The sequence below is a fragment of the Halomonas sp. HMF6819 genome (assembly GCF_044335525.1).
In the GTDB taxonomy this organism is placed as follows: domain Bacteria; phylum Pseudomonadota; class Gammaproteobacteria; order Pseudomonadales; family Halomonadaceae; genus Vreelandella.
This window is the reverse complement of the sequence record NZ_JBIQVY010000002.1, coordinates 705,531-723,494: the sequence shown is the minus strand read 5'-3', so window position 1 is coordinate 723,494 and position 17,964 is coordinate 705,531. Positions and strand designations below refer to the sequence as shown.

Here is a 17,964-nt window from a genome sequence, read left to right as displayed (position 1 = left end):
AGGGCGCTCCTAAAGCCACGCATTAGCGGTTGAGCACGATGGCGCTGTGATCTTCCCAGTAGACGTACACGCTGTCTTCCCAAGTAGGCCGATCACCGCGACGCTCGACGTTGGCCATGCTCGCCTTGATGATCTGGCCAGATGAAGTGCGCACGTAATAGAGCGAGTAGCCGCCAAGATAAGCGATATCATCGACCTTGCCCGCCTCCCAGTTGTACGCCCCCTCTGGCTTTTCACGCGACAGCCAGATTTTTTCCGGGCGTAGCGCCGCCCATACGCGTCGGTCGACGGCCTGAGTGGTGATACCGTGATCGATGTAGATCGGCCGCGACAGCGCCGGCGTTTCGATGGTGCAGTGATCGGCGGCGTCCGCCACGATCTCGCCTTCGAACAGATTCACCGTGCCGACGAACTCCGCCACCATGCGGCTGGCCGGGCTTTCGTAGATATCTACCGGCGAACCCACCTGCTCGATCCAGCCGTCGGCCATGATCGCCACGCGATCCGCCATGGTCATCGCCTCCTCCTGGTCGTGGGTGACCATGATGCAGGTTACGCCGACCTGCTCGATGATCTCGACCACCTCGAGCTGCATTTCGGTGCGAAGCTTCTTGTCCAGCGCTCCCATGGGTTCATCGAGCAGCAGAAGCCTTGGCCGCTTGGCCAGCGAGCGCGCCAGCGCCACCCGCTGACGCTGGCCGCCGGAAAGCTGGTGCGGTTTGCGCTTGGCAAAGCGCTCCATGTGCACGAGCTTGAGCATTTGCGTGACCCGCTCGTCGATATCCGCCTTCGAGAGCTTGTCCTGCTTAAGGCCGAAAGCGATGTTCTGCGCCACGTTCATGTGGGGAAAGAGCGCGTAGGATTGAAACATCATGTTGATCGAGCGCTTGTGCGGCGGCGTTTGCGTAATATCCTCGCCGCCGAGCAGGATGCGGCCCTCCGACGGCGTCTCGAACCCCGCCAGCATGCGTAAAAGCGTCGACTTGCCGGAGCCAGAACCACCCAACAGCGCAAAGATCTCGCCGCGCTTGACCTCGAGATTGACGGTATCCACCGCCAGCGCGTCATCAAAGCGCTTGCTTAGACGTTTGACCTGCAGCACGACGTCCTCGGCAAAGCGCGGGGCCTTGCCGACGGTACGCATAGCGCCTGGGTCCGGTGTGGTGTCCTTCGACGGGGTCGTCGTGTCCATGCCCACTCCTAAAAAAGGGCCTAATAGCAGGCCCTAACGATAAAGCGCGGACAGCTTAGCCGCCCGCAGTTTGACCAGCGCCTTAGCGGCCGGATTTGACGCGATTCCAGATACGCGTGCGCTGACGCTGGAAATTTTGCGGCATGTCGCGGGCGACATACAGGTTCTGCATCACCTCGGTTTCCGGGTAGATCGCCGGGTCGTTCAGGATCTCCTCGTCAACGTAGGCATCGGCGGCGGCGTTGGGGTTGGCGTAGCTTACGTAGTCGGTGATCTCGGCGGCGATTTCCGGGTCGAGAATGAAGTTGATGAAGGCGTGGGCGTTTTCCGGATTCGGCGCGTCGGCCGGCACGGCCATGACGTCGAACCAGAGCGCGGCGCCCTCTTTGGGAATGGTATAGCCGATCTCGAAATCACGTCCGGCTTCCTCGGCACGCTCGGCGGCCTGGAAAACGTCGCCGGAGTAGCCCGCCGCCACGCAAATATCGCCGTTAGCGAGGTCGGAAATATAGCGCGAAGAGTGGAAGTAGGTGATGTCGTCGCGAACGCTTTCGATCAGCTCGCCGGCGGCTTCGAGATTATCGGTGCTGTCGCCGACCGGGTCGAGACCGAGATAGGCCATCGCCGCCGGCAGCATTTCCTCACCGGTATCGAGCATGGAAATGCCGCAGCCGGCCTCGCTGAGCGCGCCGGTGACTTCCGGGTCGAACAGCAGCGCCCAGCTATCGACCGGCGCATCGTCGCCCAGAATCTCGGTGACGCGCTCGACGTTATAGCCGATGCCGTTGGTGCCCCACATGTAGGGGACCATGTACTCGCTTTGCGAGTCGATGGCTTCCAGGTTCTCCATCAGCTCCGGGTTGAGGTTCTCCAGATTCGGCAGCGCGCTCTTATCCAGCGGCTGATACACGCCGGCCTGACGCTGGCGCGAGAAGAAGTGGGAAGAAGGAACGACCACATCATAACCGGAGCGGCCCGCCAGCAGCGCAGCGTCAAGGGTTTCATTGCTGTCGTAAACGTCGTAGGTGACGTCGATGCCGGTGCGCTCGGTGAACTTCTCGAGGGTTTCCGGCGCAATGTAGTCGGACCAGTTGTAGACGCGCACTTCGTCAGCATGAGCGCTCGCCGCGGCGACGCAGGAAAGGGCCGCAACGGCCGCGGAAAGTTTGTGGATGTTCCCCATCAGGTGGCTCCTTGTAAAAATAATGAAAGACCAGGGCGGCTGACCGCGCGCCCTGAGCCGGCGGCGGGGTATCGCCTGATGGCCGATGGATGTGCCAACACTCAAATTAGCACCTGCTCGCCGCCTGGCAATTTTTGAGCCGCGAATTCTGCGCGGCTGGCCTTCCCACCGCAAGGGCTGGCCAAAAAATTGTTGCATTACCGCCGTCTCGACCCAACCTACATCTGTTAACGGCGTAGTTGGGCGGCTTTAAGAGGCGCTCGAAGCATATTCGACGAGCACACTATCGATAAAGACGCTTTTGATAGCATTAAGCTATGGATCACATGTTCATTCTCAATTTTAGCTATCATCTATTCGCCGTTAGTATGATACCCGTATTTACAAGCCACTACCCAATCACTTGGAGACGATCTTAATGTCCTTGATCAACACCGAAGTCAAACCGTTTAAAGCGACTGCTTACCTCAATGGTGAGTTCATCGACGTTACAGAGGCCGACCTGAAAGGTCAGTGGTCCATTTTCTTCTTCTACCCGGCCGACTTCACCTTCGTCTGCCCGACCGAGCTTGGCGATCTGGCCGACCACTACGAAGAGTTCAAAAAGCTGGGCGTTGAAATCTATAGCGTATCCACCGATACCCACTTCACCCACAAAGCGTGGCACGACAGCTCCGAGACCATCGGCAAGCTTCAGTACCCGATGATTGCCGATCCGACGCTGAAAATTTCGCGCAACTTCGAAGTGCTGATCGAAGAAGACGGCTTGGCCGAGCGCGGCACTTTTGTGGTCGATCCGGACGGAAAGGTACAGATCGTCGAGATCAACGCCGGCAACATCGGCCGTAACGCCGAAGAGCTGCTGCGTAAAGTGAAGGCCGCTCAGTACGTTCGCGAAAACCCGAACGAAGTATGCCCGGCCAAGTGGAAAGAAGGCGAAGAGACGCTGGCGCCGTCGCTGGATCTCGTTGGCAAAATCTAACGCCAACTCGCCGATTCACCTCAACGCTTTTACCGCTTCGTGTTGAATCGGCCCTGCACCCGGGCCCTGCCCGGGTGCATCGTTTTAAGCCTTCGAACATAGCGCTTCGATGGCTTAAAACGCTCCTTGTATTCGAAACATCGTTCGATCTTTTTTAACCGCTTGTGTTGCTCCCGTGAAGGCCGTTTTGGGCCTGTCATCGGTCGAGCTCAATCAAAGCCGATTGCGAGGACCCCGCTGTCATGTTGGACGCCAATTTAAAAAGTCAGTTGAAAGCTTATCTGGAAAAGGTGACTCAACCGTTCGAGATCGTTGCGTCCCTCGATGACGGTGCCAAGTCAAAAGAGCTGCTCGGCCTGTTGGAAGACATCAAGAGTCTGACCGACAAGATTACTCTGCATACCGACGGTCAGGACGCACGCACGCCGTCGTTTGCCATTAACCGCCCCGGTGAAGATACTGGTGTGGTATTCGCCGGCATTCCCATGGGCCACGAGTTCACATCATTAGTGCTGGCACTGCTGCAGGTTGGCGGCCACCCGCCCAAGACCGCTCAGGAAACGCTGGATCAGATCAAGGCGCTCGACGGCGAGATGCGCTTTGAGACCTACTACTCGCTTTCATGCCAGAACTGCCCGGACGTGGTGCAGGCGCTGAACCTGATGGCGATCTTCAATCCGAATGTCCACCACGTGGCCATCGACGGTGCGCTGTTTCAGGACGAGGTCGAAGCGCGCGAGATCATGTCGGTGCCGAGCGTCTACCTCAACGGCAAGCCTTTCGATCAGGGTCGCATGACCATCGAGCAGATTCTTGCCAAGGTAGATACGGGTGCAGCCGAACGCGACGCCAAAAAGCTCAGCGAAAAAGCCGCTTTCGACTCGTTGGTCATCGGCGGCGGCCCGGCTGGTGCCTCGGCGGCGATCTACTCGGCGCGCAAGGGTATCAACACCGGCATCGCCGCCGAGCGCTTCGGCGGTCAGGTCGTCGACACCCTCGGCATTGAAAACTTCATTTCGGTCTCCTACACCGAAGGGCCGAAGCTGGTCGCGGCACTCGAGCAGCACGTCAACGACTATGAAGTCGACGTGATGAACCTGCAGCGTGCAAGCGCCTTCAAGGCCGCCGAAGTCGAGGGCGGGCTGCACGAAGTAACGTTCGAGTCCGGTGCCACGCTCAAGAGCAAGACGCTGGTGCTGGCCACCGGTGCGCGCTGGCGCGAAATGAACGTACCCGGCGAACGCGAGTACCGTAACAAGGGCGTGGCCTACTGCCCCCACTGCGACGGTCCGCTGTTCAAGGGTAAGCACGTGGCGGTCATCGGCGGCGGCAACTCCGGTGTCGAGGCAGCAATCGATCTTGCCGGTATCGTTGGCCACGTCACGCTGGTCGAGTTCATGGGCGAAATGCGCGCCGACGCGGTGCTGCAGAAAAAGCTCAAGAGCCTGCCCAACGTCGACATCATCCTGAATGCCCAGTCCACCGAGGTGACCGGCGACGGCAGCCGCGTTAACGGTCTGACCTACAAGGATCGCAACACCGACGAAACCAAACACGTCGCGCTCGAAGGCATCTTCGTGCAGATCGGTCTGGTGCCGAACACCGAGTGGCTCAAGGGCTCACCGATCGAAATGTCGCCCCACGGCGAGATCATCGTCGACGCCCACGGCATGACCTCCGTACCCGGCGTGTTCGCCGCGGGTGATGCCACCACCGTGCCTTACAAGCAGATCGTCATCGCCATGGGCGAAGGCGCGAAGGCTTCACTCGGCGCCTTTGACTATCTGATTCGTAACTGATCGCTTCAGGATCGCGAAGCGCGAAGGGGCATGGCGCCCCTTCCCGTGTTCGGTGTAAAAACCGTGTCATCACGCCCGCCTTGAGTGGGCTTTTTTGCGTTTCAATCTCAAGGCCGATCATTTTGCTGATTCTAAGGCTTGCTTAAACCCGACGCTGATTTTCGAGGGCACCCTGCTTCAAATAGTGCAGCAAATACGCCACGAATCCGGAGAGGTAGTGCTCGACGTCATCGATGCGTACGCGAAAGCTGTGGTGGCGGATGAAGAAACTGCCTTCGATGCGCTCCGGGCGCTGGAAGAACATCGCGAACTCGGGCCAGAAATGGCCGTTGAGCAGGTAGTGGGCGCGCGTCTCCAGCGCTCGATAGAAGCGCTCGACGTCGATGAACTCTAAAAGGTGGCGATGCTCGGGCGTGGCCTGCAGGCGTGCGATCATCTTGTGCGCTGCCATCATCAGTTCCAAAAGCGTGGGGAAGGTGGTGATCCGCCCCTCCACGAACCCTAGATACCCCGCCACGTTTTGAAGCCCGAAGCGGTAGTAGCGCTCCTCGGGCCGGTAAAGCGTTAGTTCGTTGACGCAGTAGCTCAGCCAGTGATCGTGCGCTTTCCAGTGCTCCTGAATGATGAAGTACTCAAAAGCGCGCTCGACCACCTCGAGCCAGCGGGCATCCCGGGTCAAGCCGTACAGGCGCATCAGCCCAAACGCCGCTTCGCCGTCGTAGTAGATGATGCGAAACGCTTCTTTGACGCTTAGATCAGACGCGTTCAGCACATGGTTGAAACCGCCATTTTCGAGCTGGCACTGACGGATGCCGAGCGCCACCGCCTCCATGAGAGGCAGGTACTGTTCATCGCCGGTGAGCTCGGTGTATTTCGACAGCGCCAAAAGCGTGACGCCGCTGCCGCCGAGCTTGATCTCGCCGTTATCCTCCAAAAGGTATGCCACCTGCTCGCCGCGGTGCGTAAAGCGCTTCAAAAGCCGCGTGGTGAGATGCGAGAGCGCAGCGTCGATCGCGCGCTTGAGCGACGCGCTTTGGGTCACCTCCCAGGCTTCGAGCATGCTGTAGATACTGCTGGCGTGGCGCAGGGTGTTGTAGCCGTTCACCTGCCGGTCAAAACACGGATGCAGACCATAGATAAAGCGCCCGTTCGGCTCGACCTGATCGGCGAGAAACCCGCTGGCGCGCTCGATCAGCGTGCGTGTGATCTCGGGCGTGAGTGTTTCGATGATGCGCCGCCCGGTGTTACGCCCTTCCTTGCCGCCGGAGTAGCCGTGCAAACGCTGCGTTGCTTGGTCGGCGGTGACGAGAAGCGCATCGGTGGTAAAGGTGAATACGCGCTGGTGGGGGTCGAAATCGATCGCCGTTTGAGTTCCAAAACGCTCGCGGGCGTAGCGCAGGAAGTTTTTCTGATTGAGCTCGGCGTGGGGCACCTTGACGCCCTGATAAAGCATGGCGTTGGCGTTAAGTTCCTGCTCGAGAAACGCGCGCTCGCACCCGGCATCCAGCGCGATGCCTCGGCGAAAGTAGTTACGCTTGTGCTTTTTGAGCTCAGCGGTTAGGCCCTCCCAGGTGTACTCGGCAAGCTCGCGAGTCCAATCAATGCGCAGCCATCGTACCGGCGCCTGCCCGCTCAATTTTGTTGCGAGCGCCTCACTCAACGCTTGCCAATGTTCGCTATCCGCCACGCCGTATGCATTGACCACGACGGCACGGTGGGTGGCATCGGTGGCGCAGACGAACAGATGAAGCGGCGCCTCCAGTGGGCCTTCCAACGCCTCGTCAAGCGCCAAGCGCGCGCGCTCAAGAGCTTCGCTTAGCGGTACTGTCGCGGCGTCGCTATGGCCTGAGGTCTTTTTCAACACCGGCACCTTAAACGCCGGCGCCACCTGCTTTTTTTTCCTGGCGCGCTGAGCGCGCCTGGCCTGACCGAGGCTTTTCGAGCCGGTGGATTTCGCCATGATTCACCCTTTTATCGTTGTGTACGCTGCGTTGCCGAACTACCGCGGCCCGCACACCGGGCAGGCCGGGTCGCGGGGGACCTGAAAGTGGCGCCAGCCGCCGCGCAGCCCGTCGAAGGTGGAGAGCCCGCGATGTAATTGGCCGGCGCCGCTTAAAAGCTTGACCGCCTCCAGCGCCTGGAACGCGCCGATCACGCCGACCAGCGGCGCGATCACGCCGCTTTCGGCGCAGCTCAGCGCTTCGTCACCGGTGTCATCCGGCGGGTAGAGGCAGGCGTAGCAGGGGCTTTGGGCATCGCGCGGGTCGAACACGGCGAGCTGGCCAGAGAAGCGGATCGCCGCGCCCGACACCAGCGGCACGCCGGTGCTCACGCAGGCGGCATTGATCGCGTAGCGGCTGGAGAAGCGGTCGGTGCAGTCGAGCACGACATCGTGCGAGGCGGCGAGCGTGGCAAGCTCGGCGTCGTTCAGATGGCGCTCGATCGCGGTGATCTCGCACTCCGGATTGAGCGCGGCCATGCTATCGCTGGCCGAGGCCGCCTTGTTGCGGCCGATGTCGGCGTTCTGGTGAGCGATCTGGCGCTGCAGGTTGGAAAGCTCGACGGCGTCGGCGTCGGCAATCGTGATTCGCCCAACGCCGGCGGCGGCCAGGTAGAGCGCGACCGGTGAGCCAAGCCCGCCGGCGCCGACGATCAGCGCGTGGGCGTCGAGCAGGCGCTGCTGGCCTTCTATATCGACCTCGTCGAGCATGATCTGGCGGCTGTAGCGCAAAAGCGCTTGGTCATCCATCATGGGCTCTTATCCTCGAACTCGCTGACCTCCGGCACGTGCAGGCTAAAGCTCTCTTTCACCTCCTCCATCACCACGTAGCTTTTGGACTCCTTGACGCCGGGCAGCGTCAACACCACGTCGCCCAAAAGCTGCCGGTAGGCGGACATTTCCGGAATCCGGCACTTCAAAATGTAGTCGAACTGGCCGGATACCAGGTGGCACTCCTGGATCTGGGGCAGCGTTTCCACCGCACGACGAAACTCGTCGAACACCGCCGGCGACTGGGTTTCCAGACTGATTTCGACGAACACCAAAAGATTCGCCTTGAGCGCCTGGGGGTCGAGCATCGCCTTGTAGCCGCGAATGACGCCGGCGCGCTCCAGGCGCTTGACGCGCTCGAGGCACGGCGTGGTCGAAAGCCCGACCTCGGCGGCGAGATCCACGTAGGAGATACGCGCGTTGTCCTGGAGCACGCGCAGAATACGCAGATCGATGCGATCCAGCGCCTTGTTTTTTGTTTTCATGGGCGTTTCGTCTTCATGAGCGGTTCGTTTTCATTAGTCACTCGCATCATCGAGCGCCCGCGGCATACGCCCAAGCGTGACCCGCGCGTTCCCGCCCAAGTCGACCAAGCTCTCTACCTCCAGGTAGCCCGCCTTTAAAAGCGCCTGGCGCACCGCATCGGCCTGACGGTAGCCGTGCTCCAGCAGCAGCCACCCGCCCTGCTCGAGATAGTCACGGGCGCTGCGCACCAAATGAAGCAGATCGGCAAGGCCCTCGCCCGCCGCCACTAGCGCCGAGCGCGGCTCGAAGCGCACGTCGCCCAGGGTCAGGTGCGGGTCGGCCTCAGCGATATAGGGCGGGTTGCTGGCGATGATATCAAAGCGCGGCGCGGCGTCTTGCCGCGCCAGGGCCTCGAACCAGTCACTCTGGATGAAGGTGGCGTTTTTGAGCGCCAGCCGCGCGGCATTTTGTTCGGCAAGGGCCACGGCATCAATACGCAGATCGAGCCCGCTCACCTGCCAGCCCGGGCGCTCGCTGGCAAAGGCGAGCGCAATGGCGCCGGTCCCCGTGCCCAGATCCAGAAACCGGCCGCTAGGGGCGCCGGCGCGCGCCAGCGCCGCCTCGACCAGGGTTTCGGTGTCGGCCCGCGGGATCAGCGTGTGGCGCGAGGTCAAAAGCGGCAGCCCCCAGAACTCGCGCTCGCCGGTCAGGTACGCCACCGGCTCGCCCTGAGCGCGAGCGGCAACGAGCGCCTCGAAGCGCGCCCGCGGCCAAGGCTCGCAGTCTCGATCGCCCCAGGTGTAGAGCCAGGTCAGCTCGCAGCCGGCGGCGTGCATCATCAAAAGCTCGGCGTCGCGCCGGGGCGAGGGTGAGCCCGCGTCCGCAAGGCGTTTGGCCGCCGCACTCAACAGCGCATCGAAAGTCATCAGGCGTCCTGAAGGGCGGAAAGCTGCTCGGCCTGGTACTCGTGAATCAACGGCTCGACCACGTCGTCGAGCTGTTCGCCGCTCACCACGTCCAGCAGTTTATAAAGCGTCAGGTTGATGCGGTGATCGGTGATGCGCCCTTGAGGGAAGTTGTAGGTACGGATACGCTCGCTGCGATCCCCGGAGCCGACCAGCGAGCGGCGCGCGTCGGCCTGCTCCTGGCGCTGGGAGTCCACGGCGTTGCGCTTGAGTTTGGCGGCGAGCAGCGACATCGCCTTTGCGCGGTTTTTGTGCTGACTGCGCTCCTCCTGACACTCCACCACGACGCCGGTGGGCAGGTGGGTGATGCGAATGGCGGAGTCGGTGGTGTTGACGTGCTGGCCGCCGGCACCGCTGGAGCGGTAGGTATCCACGCGCAGATCCGATGGATTGATGTCGATATCGCCGACGTCATCCACCTCGGGCATCACCGCTACCGTGCAGGCGGAGGTATGGATGCGGCCCTGGGATTCAGTGGCGGGCACGCGCTGCACGCGGTGCGCGCCGGACTCGAACTTGAGCCGCGCATAGACGCCATCGCCCTTCACTCGGGAGATCACCTCTTTATAGCCGCCCTGCTCGCCGTGGCTGGCGCTGACGATTTCCACTCGCCAGCCGCGTTTTTCGGCGTAGCGGGAATACATACGAAACAGGTCACCGGCAAAAATCGCCGCCTCGTCGCCGCCGGTGCCGGCGCGCACTTCCAGATACACGCCACGGTTATCGTCCGGGTCCTTGGGCACCAGCAGGCGCTTGAGTTCGACCTCGAGCGCATCGCGCTGCTCGCGGCCATCCAACATTTCCATCTCCGCCAGCTCGCGCATCTCCGGGTCGCTGTCGCCGCTCAGGGCCTCGGCGGTGGCGATGTTCTCTTCGACCTCGCGATAGCGCTGCCAGGCCGCGACCAGCTCTTCAAGCTCTGCGTACTCGCGAGAGTAGTCGCGAAAGCGCTGCTGGTCGCTGATGACTTCGGGCTCGGAGAGCAGCATCGCAAGCTCTTCGAAGCGGTCGGCAAAACTGTCCAAACGTTGGCGCAACGTCTCTTTCATGCGGGCGTATCATCCTTCTGGCGTTTAGCCGAGGGCGCGGGCTTCTCAAACGCGGGTTTCGGGGAGAGTAAAACGCGCGGCGCCGCGCTCAGCACTGCGTGATCTTCTTCGGAGGCCGCTTTGCGAAGGGCCAACGTCGGCTGGTGCATGAAGCGGTTGGCGAGCTGATGGGCGAGGCGCTCGACCACTTTCGCCGGGTCTTCGCCGCGGGCCAGGCGTTCAAGCGCCTGGTCGCGGCTTTCGTCGCGAAGCGCTTCGCCGTGGCGGCGGTAGTCGCGGATCAGCTCGCCGCCGCCGCGCACCCGGCGCTCCTGCTCCCAGCTGCCCACGCCGTGTTCGATCAGCGATTCGGCCTGGTCGGCGGCCACCTGGCGGTGGCGGCGGTTCTCTTCGATCACCTCCTCGAGGTCATCGACGGTATACAAAAAGACGTCGGCAAGCTCGCCTACCTCCGGCTCGATATCCCGGGGCACGGCGATATCGACCATGAACACCGGCCGGTGGCGACGCTTTTTCAGCGCCCGCTCGACCATGCCCTTGCCCAAAATCGGTAGCGGCGAGGCGGTCGAGGAGATGACGATGTCGGCGTGTTCGAGCGCCGCTGGAATCTCCGGTAGTGTGATCGCCTCGCCGCCCAGGCTGGAGGCCACGTTCATGGCGCGCTCGCGGGTACGGTTGGCCACGGTGAGCTTGCGCACGCCGGCCTCGCTCAGATGGCGCGCCACGAGCTCGATGGTTTCGCCGGCGCCGATCAATAGCGCGCTGGCCCGGCCGAAGTCGTCGAAAATGCGGCTCGCCATGCTGACGGCGGCGTAGGCGACCGACACCGGGTTCTTGCCGATGCCGGTTTCGGTGCGCACCTGCTTGGCCACAGCGAACGTGTGCTGGAAAAGGCGCTCGAGCTCGCCGCCAAGGCCCTGAGCCTGGCGCGCCTGCTGATACGCATCCTTTAGCTGGCCGAGAATCTGGGGTTCGCCAAGCACCATCGAATCGAGCCCTACGGCCACGCGCATCAGATGGCGGGCGGCGGCGGCGTCGAGATAGTGGTAGGCACAGCGAGTGAGATCTTCGACTTTCAGGCTGTGGAAGCGGCCCAGCCAGTCGAGCACCGCGCGCTCGCCGGCAGCGTCGGTGACGCAGTAGAGCTCGGTGCGATTGCAGGTCGAAAGCACCGCCGCCTCGTGAATTTGCGGCAGACAGCGAAGCTCGCCCAACGCGCTTTCGAGCTGCGCGGGGGTAAAGGCTACCTGCTCACGCACGGCAACGCTTGCGGTGCGGTGATTGATTCCCAGGGCAAGAAGCGTCATGCGTTATGCGTCTTCGCTAGTGGATCGGTCGTGGATAAACGGCGGCTCGACTCTTGAGCGGGCGAGTCCTTGGAGCGTCGAACGCTCGACGGCGGCAGAACCAACAAAACCTGGCCGCGGTGGTCGAAATTGCGCTGACACGAATCGTTTTCAAGGTGTAGCATTCTACCACAAACCACCCGGTTCTGGCGCCACCACTTTGCCGCAGCCGCGCAAGCCGCTATGCTGACAATTCGGCCACCTGATTGAGATACGCATGCCCTTTCGCGCGACATTAACGGGGTTACCCCGCTGGCCTCTGGCGCTCACGCTGTTGTTAAGCGGCTGTCAGGCGACGCCTTCGAGCTCAATGAACGGGCTGCCCGCTTTCATCGATGATCCCATGGCCTCGGCGCCGCCGATCACGCGCGGGCTCGACGCCGAGGGGCTGCGCACGCTTTTGACCGCGGAGATGGCCGGCCAGCGCGGCGATTTCAGCCGCGCGAGCCAAGGGTACCTGGCCGCGTCACGCCGCTACCCGGTGGCAGCACTTGCCGAGCGCGCCACCTTCGCCGCCCGTTTTGGCAACGACACCGCGCTCATGGAAACCTCGGCGCTGCGCTGGCGCGAGCTTGCGCCTACCGCCCAGGGGCCCAACCAGTTTTTGGCCACGCTGTCACTCTCGCGCGGCGACTGGCTCGATAGCCTCGAGCAGCGCCTGGCGATCGTCTCCGCCGGCGGCAACGGCGAAATCGCCGCCTTCGCCGAGCTGGCGGTGGCGGAAAACGCCCCGCTCGGCCTGTTGATCCGTCCGCTGCGTGACTTTCTCGACGAAAGCGCCAGAATCGCGCCGCTGGGTGACGAGCAGGAGAGCCAAATTGACGTGCTGCTGGGCACCGCGCTGATCGAAGCCGCACTCGGCAACACCGCCCAGGCCCAGGCGCGCCTCGACGAGGTCGCAAGCCAGGCCCCGGATATTGAAGCGCTATGGCTCGCCCGCGCCCGGCTGGCGCTGGAAACCGGCGATCATCAGGGCGCGCGCCGCGCCGCGCGCCGCGGCCTCGAACTGGCGCCGGACGATGTGCGTTTCGTGCTCATGCTCGCCCAGGCCAATATTCGTCTCAACAACCTCACCCAGGCCCAGCAGCAGACCGACGCGCTGCTCGAGCGCCACGGCGGCGGGCCGGATCTGCGCGTGGCGCTGGCCCAGCTCTATCTGGAAGAGGGCCACCCGGACCCCGCCTACCGCCTGCTGCAGCCGATGATCGGCGAAGAGAACGTTCCGGATCTGGCCTACTTTCTTTTGGGCGCGATCGCCCAGTCCGAAGGTGACATCGATAACGCCTTGATTTACTACCGTCAGGTGCGCGAGGGCAGCGAATTCCTGCCCGCCCGCGCCGCTGCCGCGCAGATGTTGATCGAAGAGGATCGGCTGTTGGATGCGCGCGCCTTTTTACGCATCGAGCGGATGCGCTATGACGCCTACTTCAGCGATCTGGTACTGCTAGAAGTGCAGTTGCTCGACGGCGAAAATCTCGCCGGCGAAGCCGACGCCCTGCTCGACCGCGAGCTCGCCCGCACCCCCGCCGACACCGGCCTTCGCTACCTGCGTGCCATGCGCGCCTTCGAGCGCGGTGATCTCGCGACCATGGAGCGCGATCTGCGCCAGATCATACGAAGCGAGCCGGATAACGCCAACGCGCTCAACGCGCTGGGCTACACGCTGGCCGACACCTACTCCGGCGAGCGGCTTGACGAGGCGCGAACGCTCATCGAGCGCGCCTATGAACTCGAGCCGGACAACCCGGCAGTGCTGGACAGCATGGGCTGGGTGCTGTTCAAACAGGGCGAGGCCGAAGAGGCGCTCTCCTGGCTTGAAACCGCGTTTACCCAACTACCGGATCAGGAGGTCGCCGCGCATCTTGCCGAGGTACTCGACGCACTTGGCCGAAGCGACGAGGCGCGCGCCATCGTTCGCCGCTTTCAAACCGGCCTCGGCGACACCCCGGCACTCGACGAGCTGCTGCGCCGTCGCCCGACCCTGAGCACGCCTTGAAACACGCTCTTTAAACCCCTTTTATTCTGAATGAATCAGAATGCATCACCGACACGGAGTTTCACCATGCTGACCGCTTACTCGAACGCCCCGTCTTTCAGCGCCTGGGCCCGCCCGGCAAAAGCCTTTCTTACCGGCGCGGCGCTGTTGGCGCTGGCCGGGTGCGCTACCCAGGCGCCGATGGACGAAAGCGGCCGGCAAGAGGGCCAGTGGGAGCGTCAGCAGGCCGAGGTAGAAGCGTTCGATAGCTGGACGCTGATCGGTAAAGCCGGTCTTCGAACCCCGGACGAGAACACCAGCGCCAACCTGGACTGGAACCAGACGCCTTTTTACTTTCGCATGCTGATCAGCGGCCCCTTCGGCGGCGGGCGCAGCGTGCTGGAAGGCCGCGAGGGCCGCTTCTCGCTGACCACCGGCGAAGGCCGTTTCGAGGCAGAAACGCCGGAAGCGCTGATGGAGGAGCAGCTTGGCTGGTCGCTGCCGGTGCGCGCCATGCCCGACTGGGTACGAGGCCTTCCGGGCGATGACTCCGACTACCAGCTCGAAACCGACGAGCTCGGCTTTCCGCGCCATTTGGAGCAGGATGGCTGGGAGATCGACTATCGCGACTGGGAAGAGGTCGAAGAGATGTGGCTGCCGCGGCGTTTGGTCATGAACTATGACGACGTGCGCATCACCCTGGTGGTGAACCAGTGGCGCCCGCGCGACGATCAGGAGTAAGCGGTGACAGGCACGACTTCTGCCATGAAACTTCCGGCACCGGCGAAGCTCAACCGCATGCTGCACATTACCGGCCGTCGTGAAGATGGCTACCACACGCTGCAGACGCTTTTTCAGTTCATCGACCTGCAAGACACGATCACGCTCTCGCCACGAGCCGACGGCGAGATCGCGCTCGAAAACGATGTCAACGGCGTGAGCTTTGACGACAACCTGATGGTGCGCGCCGCGCGCACCCTGCTGCCCTACCGCCGTGACGCGAACCAGGGCGTGAGCCTGGCCATCGACAAGCGCCTGCCCATGGGCGGGGGCCTGGGCGGCGGAAGCTCCAACGCCGCCACGGTACTAATCGGGCTCAACCGGCTGTGGGAACTCGGGCTTTCGCTTGAAGCGCTGGCGGACATCGGGCTTTCGCTCGGCGCCGATGTACCGGTATTCGTTCATGGCCACAGCGCCTGGGCCGAGGGTGTGGGCGAGGTACTCACCCCGGTCACCCTCGATACGCCCTGGTTCGTGGTGATCCACCCGGGTGTGAGCGTGTCGACCCCGGCCATCTTCCAGGACCCGGAATTGACACGCGCAAGCCGCCCCATTACTATGGCGCGCGCACTGCAGGGGGGAGCGGCCACGTGGCGTAACGACTGTGAAGCAACGGTCAAAAAACGCTATCCGCCGATCGCTTGTGCGCTCGAGTGGCTCGAGCAGTTTGCACCCAGCCGCGTAACCGGCACCGGCGCGTGTCTGTTTGCCGCGTTTGAAACCCAACGCGCTGCAAACGCCGTCGCCGAACAGGCGGGCCAACGCTATCAGGCTTGGGTGGCGCGCGGGCTCAACACCTCTCCTCTACACGATGCGCTGGGACGCTGAAAGCGCCCGGTCATCACATTGGGTTATTGCTGGGGTATCGCCAAGTGGTAAGGCACCGGTTTTTGGTATCGGCATTCCCAGGTTCGAATCCTGGTACCCCAGCCAACCTGATGATCCAACGTTTTCTCCCCTGATCCCCAACGCTGCAAAGGTGGCTGCACGTGTCAAAATTGATGGTTTTCACCGGGAACGCCAATCCCGAACTCGCTCGTAAAGTGGCTGAGAGCCTGGACAGCCGGATGGGCAACGCCACGGTGGGCCAGTTCAGCGACGGCGAGATCGCAGTCGAGATCAATGAGAACGTGCGTGGCAAGGATGTCTTCATTCTTCAGTCCACCTGTGCCCCGACCAACGACAACCTGATGGAGCTGATCCTGATGGTTGACGCCCTGCGTCGCGCCTCGGCCACCCGCATCACTGCGGTGCTGCCCTACTTCGGCTACGCGCGCCAGGATCGTCGCGTGCGCTCCGCCCGCGTACCCATCTCGGCCAAGGTCGTGGCTGACATGATGGTCAAGGCCGGCGTCGACCGCGTGATGACCATGGATTTGCACGCCGATCAGATTCAGGGCTTTTTCGACGTGCCGGTGGACAACGTCTACGGCTCGCCGATTCTGCTCGACGACATCGAGCGCCAGAACTACGACGATCTGGTCGTGGTCTCGCCGGACGTCGGCGGCGTGGTGCGCGCGCGCGCCATCGCCAAACAGCTCAACGCCGATCTCGCCATCATCGACAAGCGTCGCCCCCAGGCCAACCAGGCCCAGGTGATGCACATCATCGGTGAGATCGAAGGCCGCACGTGCGTGGTGGTCGACGATATGATCGATACCGCCGGTACGCTGTGCAAGGCCGGCGAAGCGCTCAAGGACCACGGCGCCGCGCGCGTGGTGGCCTACGCAACACACCCGATCTTGTCTGGCCCCGCCATCGACAACATCACAAGCTCCGTACTGGATGAAGTGGTCGTGGCCGACACTATTCCGCTTGCCGACCATGCGCGTCGCAGCGGTAAAATTCGCCAGTTGAGCGTTGCCGGCCTGATTGCGGAAGCGATCCGCCGGGTCAGCAACGAAGAATCCGTCAGCGCAATGTTCCACTAGCCGCTCACGCGAGCGTGGATAATGCCTGACGTTATAGCCCCCTCGGGGCCCTGAAAGCGTCGTCGACTGGTCGCGGTCGGCGGGGTTTTCTTACTTAAACCAAGAGGCACCAACATGTCCGATTTTACTTTGAAAGCCGACGTTCGTAACGACCTGGGGAAAGGTGCGAGCCGCCGCCTGCGTCGTGCGAACCAGCAGGTTCCTGCCGTGATTTACGGTGGTGAAACAGCGCCCGTCTCCATCGCCGTCGAAAAGACCGCCTTCTACAAGGCGATCGAAGACGAGTCCTTCTTCTCCTCGGTCATCACGCTGGACGTCGAAGGCAAGCAGGAGCAGGTCGTCGTTCGTGATCTGCAGCGTCACCCCTACAAGCCGCTGCTGACGCACGCCGACTTCATGCGCGTTGACGCCACCCACGAAATCACCATGAACGTGCCGCTGCACGTCGTGGGCGAAGAGAAGTGTGTTGGCATCAAGGACCAGGGCGGCGAGTTGCACGTGCTGAACAACGAAGTAGCGATCAGCTGCTTGCCGAAAGACCTGCCGGACTACCTGGAAGTCGACATCTCAAGCGTCGAGCTGGGTACTACCCTGCACCTGTCCGACCTGAAACTGCCGGCCGGCGTTTCTTCCGTGGATCTCGCCCACGGCGAAGAGCACGACAACGCCATCCTCAACATTACCGCGATCAAGGATCGTGTTGAAGAGGACGAAGGCGAAGCGGGTGAAGGCGAAGAAGGCAGCGCCGAGTAAGCGCAGCCCTCTTTATCCCCTTGCAGATTGGGCCATGCCCGCATGGCCCATGAATGCTAAAATCAAGCGCTTCGGCGCTTGATTTTTTTTGTCGGGCCAGCGGCCGAGATATTTTTGAACGTTGGAGGTGGGAACATGAGCCAGGTAACGGCGATCATTGGGCTTGGTAATCCCGGCCCCGAGTACGACGCGACGCGCCACAACGCCGGGTTCTGGCTGGTGGACGCGCTGGCGCGACGCGCCCATACCGAGCTTCGCCCGGAAAAGAAGTTCCTCGGGCGCTACGCCAAGGCGCACATCGATGGCCATGAGTTGCACCTTTTGAACCCCACCACCTTCATGAACCGAAGCGGTGGCGCCGTCGCCGCGCTGTGCCAGTTTTTCAAACTCGCCCCGGACAATCTGCTGGTAGTGCACGACGAGCTCGACCTGCCCCCGGGCCAAGCGCGCTTCAAGACCGGCGGTGGCCACGGCGGCCACAACGGCCTTCGCGACATCATCAGCGCCCTCGGCAACCAAAACGCCTTTCACCGACTGCGCATCGGTATCGGCCACCCAGGCGAGGCGCGCCAGGTGGTTCACTACGTGTTGAACCGCCCGGGCAAAAGCGAGCAGGAAGCGATCGACCACGCCATCGAGGCGTGCGAGACGACGCTCCCTTTGGCGCTCAACGGCGACTGGGCGAAAGCCATGAACCAGCTCCATAGCGTAAAATAGCCAGACGTTTCCATTTCAAGGCGGCTTTTTCAAGCGCGCCCCGGTCAGGACATTCCC

Annotated in this window: 16 protein-coding genes and 1 tRNA gene; 9 read left to right on the top strand and 8 right to left on the bottom strand. The window is 62.4% G+C overall.

Features of this window, described 5'->3' with window-relative positions:
• Positions 1–22: 22 nt before the first annotated feature.
• Complete coding sequence (locus ACGLWX_RS09310; RefSeq protein WP_396239163.1) at positions 23–1,192, bottom strand: ABC transporter ATP-binding protein; 1,170 nt, start codon at positions 1,190–1,192, stop codon at positions 23–25.
• Positions 1,193–1,274: 82 nt separating this feature from the next.
• The gene (locus ACGLWX_RS09305) at positions 1,275–2,375 is read right to left on the bottom strand and encodes a polyamine ABC transporter substrate-binding protein (RefSeq protein WP_252109126.1); all 1,101 of its coding nucleotides are present in this window, start codon (positions 2,373–2,375) and stop codon (positions 1,275–1,277) included.
• A 418-nt stretch (positions 2,376–2,793) separates the two neighbouring features.
• Here ACGLWX_RS09305 and ahpC point away from each other — a divergent pair, with 418 nt between their 5' ends.
• Both ahpC and ahpF read left to right on the top strand, forming a co-directional pair.
• Positions 2,794–3,357 carry an alkyl hydroperoxide reductase subunit C gene (gene ahpC, locus ACGLWX_RS09300; protein WP_252109127.1) on the top strand — a complete coding sequence of 188 codons (564 nt, stop codon included), beginning with the start codon at positions 2,794–2,796 and terminating at the stop codon, positions 3,355–3,357.
• 242 nt (positions 3,358–3,599) lie between these two features.
• Positions 3,600–5,156: an alkyl hydroperoxide reductase subunit F gene (ahpF, locus tag ACGLWX_RS09295; protein ID WP_396239161.1), complete on the top strand. Its 1,557-nt coding sequence runs from the start codon at positions 3,600–3,602 to the stop codon at positions 5,154–5,156.
• Positions 5,157–5,298: 142 nt separating this feature from the next.
• Here ahpF and ACGLWX_RS09290 read toward each other — a convergent pair whose 3' ends face one another.
• Genes ACGLWX_RS09290 through hemA form a run of 6 tightly spaced genes read right to left on the bottom strand, consistent with a single transcriptional unit; the run spans position 5,299 to position 11,712 of the window.
• Positions 5,299–7,116, bottom strand: coding sequence for a hypothetical protein (locus tag ACGLWX_RS09290; protein ID WP_396239159.1), 1,818 nt, complete (start codon positions 7,114–7,116; stop codon positions 5,299–5,301).
• Between the two features lie 39 nt (positions 7,117–7,155).
• Positions 7,156–7,908, bottom strand: a complete 753-nt coding sequence (locus tag ACGLWX_RS09285; RefSeq protein ID WP_396239157.1) for a HesA/MoeB/ThiF family protein — start codon at positions 7,906–7,908, stop codon at positions 7,156–7,158.
• The gene (locus ACGLWX_RS09280; RefSeq protein WP_252109131.1) at positions 7,905–8,411 is read right to left on the bottom strand and encodes an Lrp/AsnC ligand binding domain-containing protein; all 507 of its coding nucleotides are present in this window, start codon (positions 8,409–8,411) and stop codon (positions 7,905–7,907) included. The genes ACGLWX_RS09285 and ACGLWX_RS09280 overlap by 4 nt, the downstream gene beginning before the upstream one ends.
• A 33-nt stretch (positions 8,412–8,444) precedes the next feature.
• Positions 8,445–9,317 carry a peptide chain release factor N(5)-glutamine methyltransferase gene (gene prmC, locus ACGLWX_RS09275; protein ID WP_396239155.1) on the bottom strand — a complete coding sequence of 291 codons (873 nt, stop codon included), beginning with the start codon at positions 9,315–9,317 and terminating at the stop codon, positions 8,445–8,447.
• On the bottom strand, positions 9,317–10,405 hold the full coding sequence (gene prfA, locus ACGLWX_RS09270; RefSeq protein WP_252109133.1) for a peptide chain release factor 1: 1,089 nt from the start codon (positions 10,403–10,405) through the stop codon (positions 9,317–9,319). The genes prmC and prfA overlap by 1 nt, the downstream gene beginning before the upstream one ends.
• Positions 10,402–11,712: a glutamyl-tRNA reductase gene (gene hemA, locus ACGLWX_RS09265; RefSeq protein ID WP_396239154.1), complete on the bottom strand. Its 1,311-nt coding sequence runs from the start codon at positions 11,710–11,712 to the stop codon at positions 10,402–10,404. Before hemA ends, prfA begins: the two co-directional genes overlap by 4 nt.
• 256 nt (positions 11,713–11,968) lie before the next feature.
• Here hemA and ACGLWX_RS09260 point away from each other — a divergent pair, with 256 nt between their 5' ends.
• From ACGLWX_RS09260 to pth, 7 genes are all read left to right on the top strand, one after another.
• Entirely contained in the window at positions 11,969–13,747 is a 1,779-nt protein-coding gene (locus ACGLWX_RS09260; RefSeq protein ID WP_396239152.1) for a tetratricopeptide repeat protein, read from the top strand.
• A 66-nt stretch (positions 13,748–13,813) separates the two neighbouring features.
• Complete coding sequence (gene lolB / locus ACGLWX_RS09255; protein ID WP_396239150.1) at positions 13,814–14,467, top strand: lipoprotein insertase outer membrane protein LolB; 654 nt, start codon at positions 13,814–13,816, stop codon at positions 14,465–14,467.
• Positions 14,468–14,491: 24 nt separating this feature from the next.
• The gene (gene ispE / locus ACGLWX_RS09250; RefSeq protein WP_396239442.1) at positions 14,492–15,334 is read left to right on the top strand and encodes a 4-(cytidine 5'-diphospho)-2-C-methyl-D-erythritol kinase; all 843 of its coding nucleotides are present in this window, start codon (positions 14,492–14,494) and stop codon (positions 15,332–15,334) included.
• Between the two features lie 30 nt (positions 15,335–15,364).
• A tRNA-Gln gene (locus tag ACGLWX_RS09245) sits at positions 15,365–15,439 on the top strand.
• Positions 15,440–15,495: 56 nt separating this feature from the next.
• The gene (locus tag ACGLWX_RS09240; protein ID WP_252109137.1) at positions 15,496–16,437 is read left to right on the top strand and encodes a ribose-phosphate pyrophosphokinase; all 942 of its coding nucleotides are present in this window, start codon (positions 15,496–15,498) and stop codon (positions 16,435–16,437) included.
• A gap of 114 nt (positions 16,438–16,551) precedes the next feature.
• On the top strand, positions 16,552–17,190 hold the full coding sequence (locus ACGLWX_RS09235) for a 50S ribosomal protein L25/general stress protein Ctc (protein ID WP_252109138.1): 639 nt from the start codon (positions 16,552–16,554) through the stop codon (positions 17,188–17,190).
• Positions 17,191–17,325: 135 nt separating this feature from the next.
• Positions 17,326–17,907, top strand: coding sequence for an aminoacyl-tRNA hydrolase (gene pth, locus ACGLWX_RS09230; RefSeq protein WP_252109139.1), 582 nt, complete (start codon positions 17,326–17,328; stop codon positions 17,905–17,907).
• Positions 17,908–17,964 lie beyond the last annotated feature (57 nt).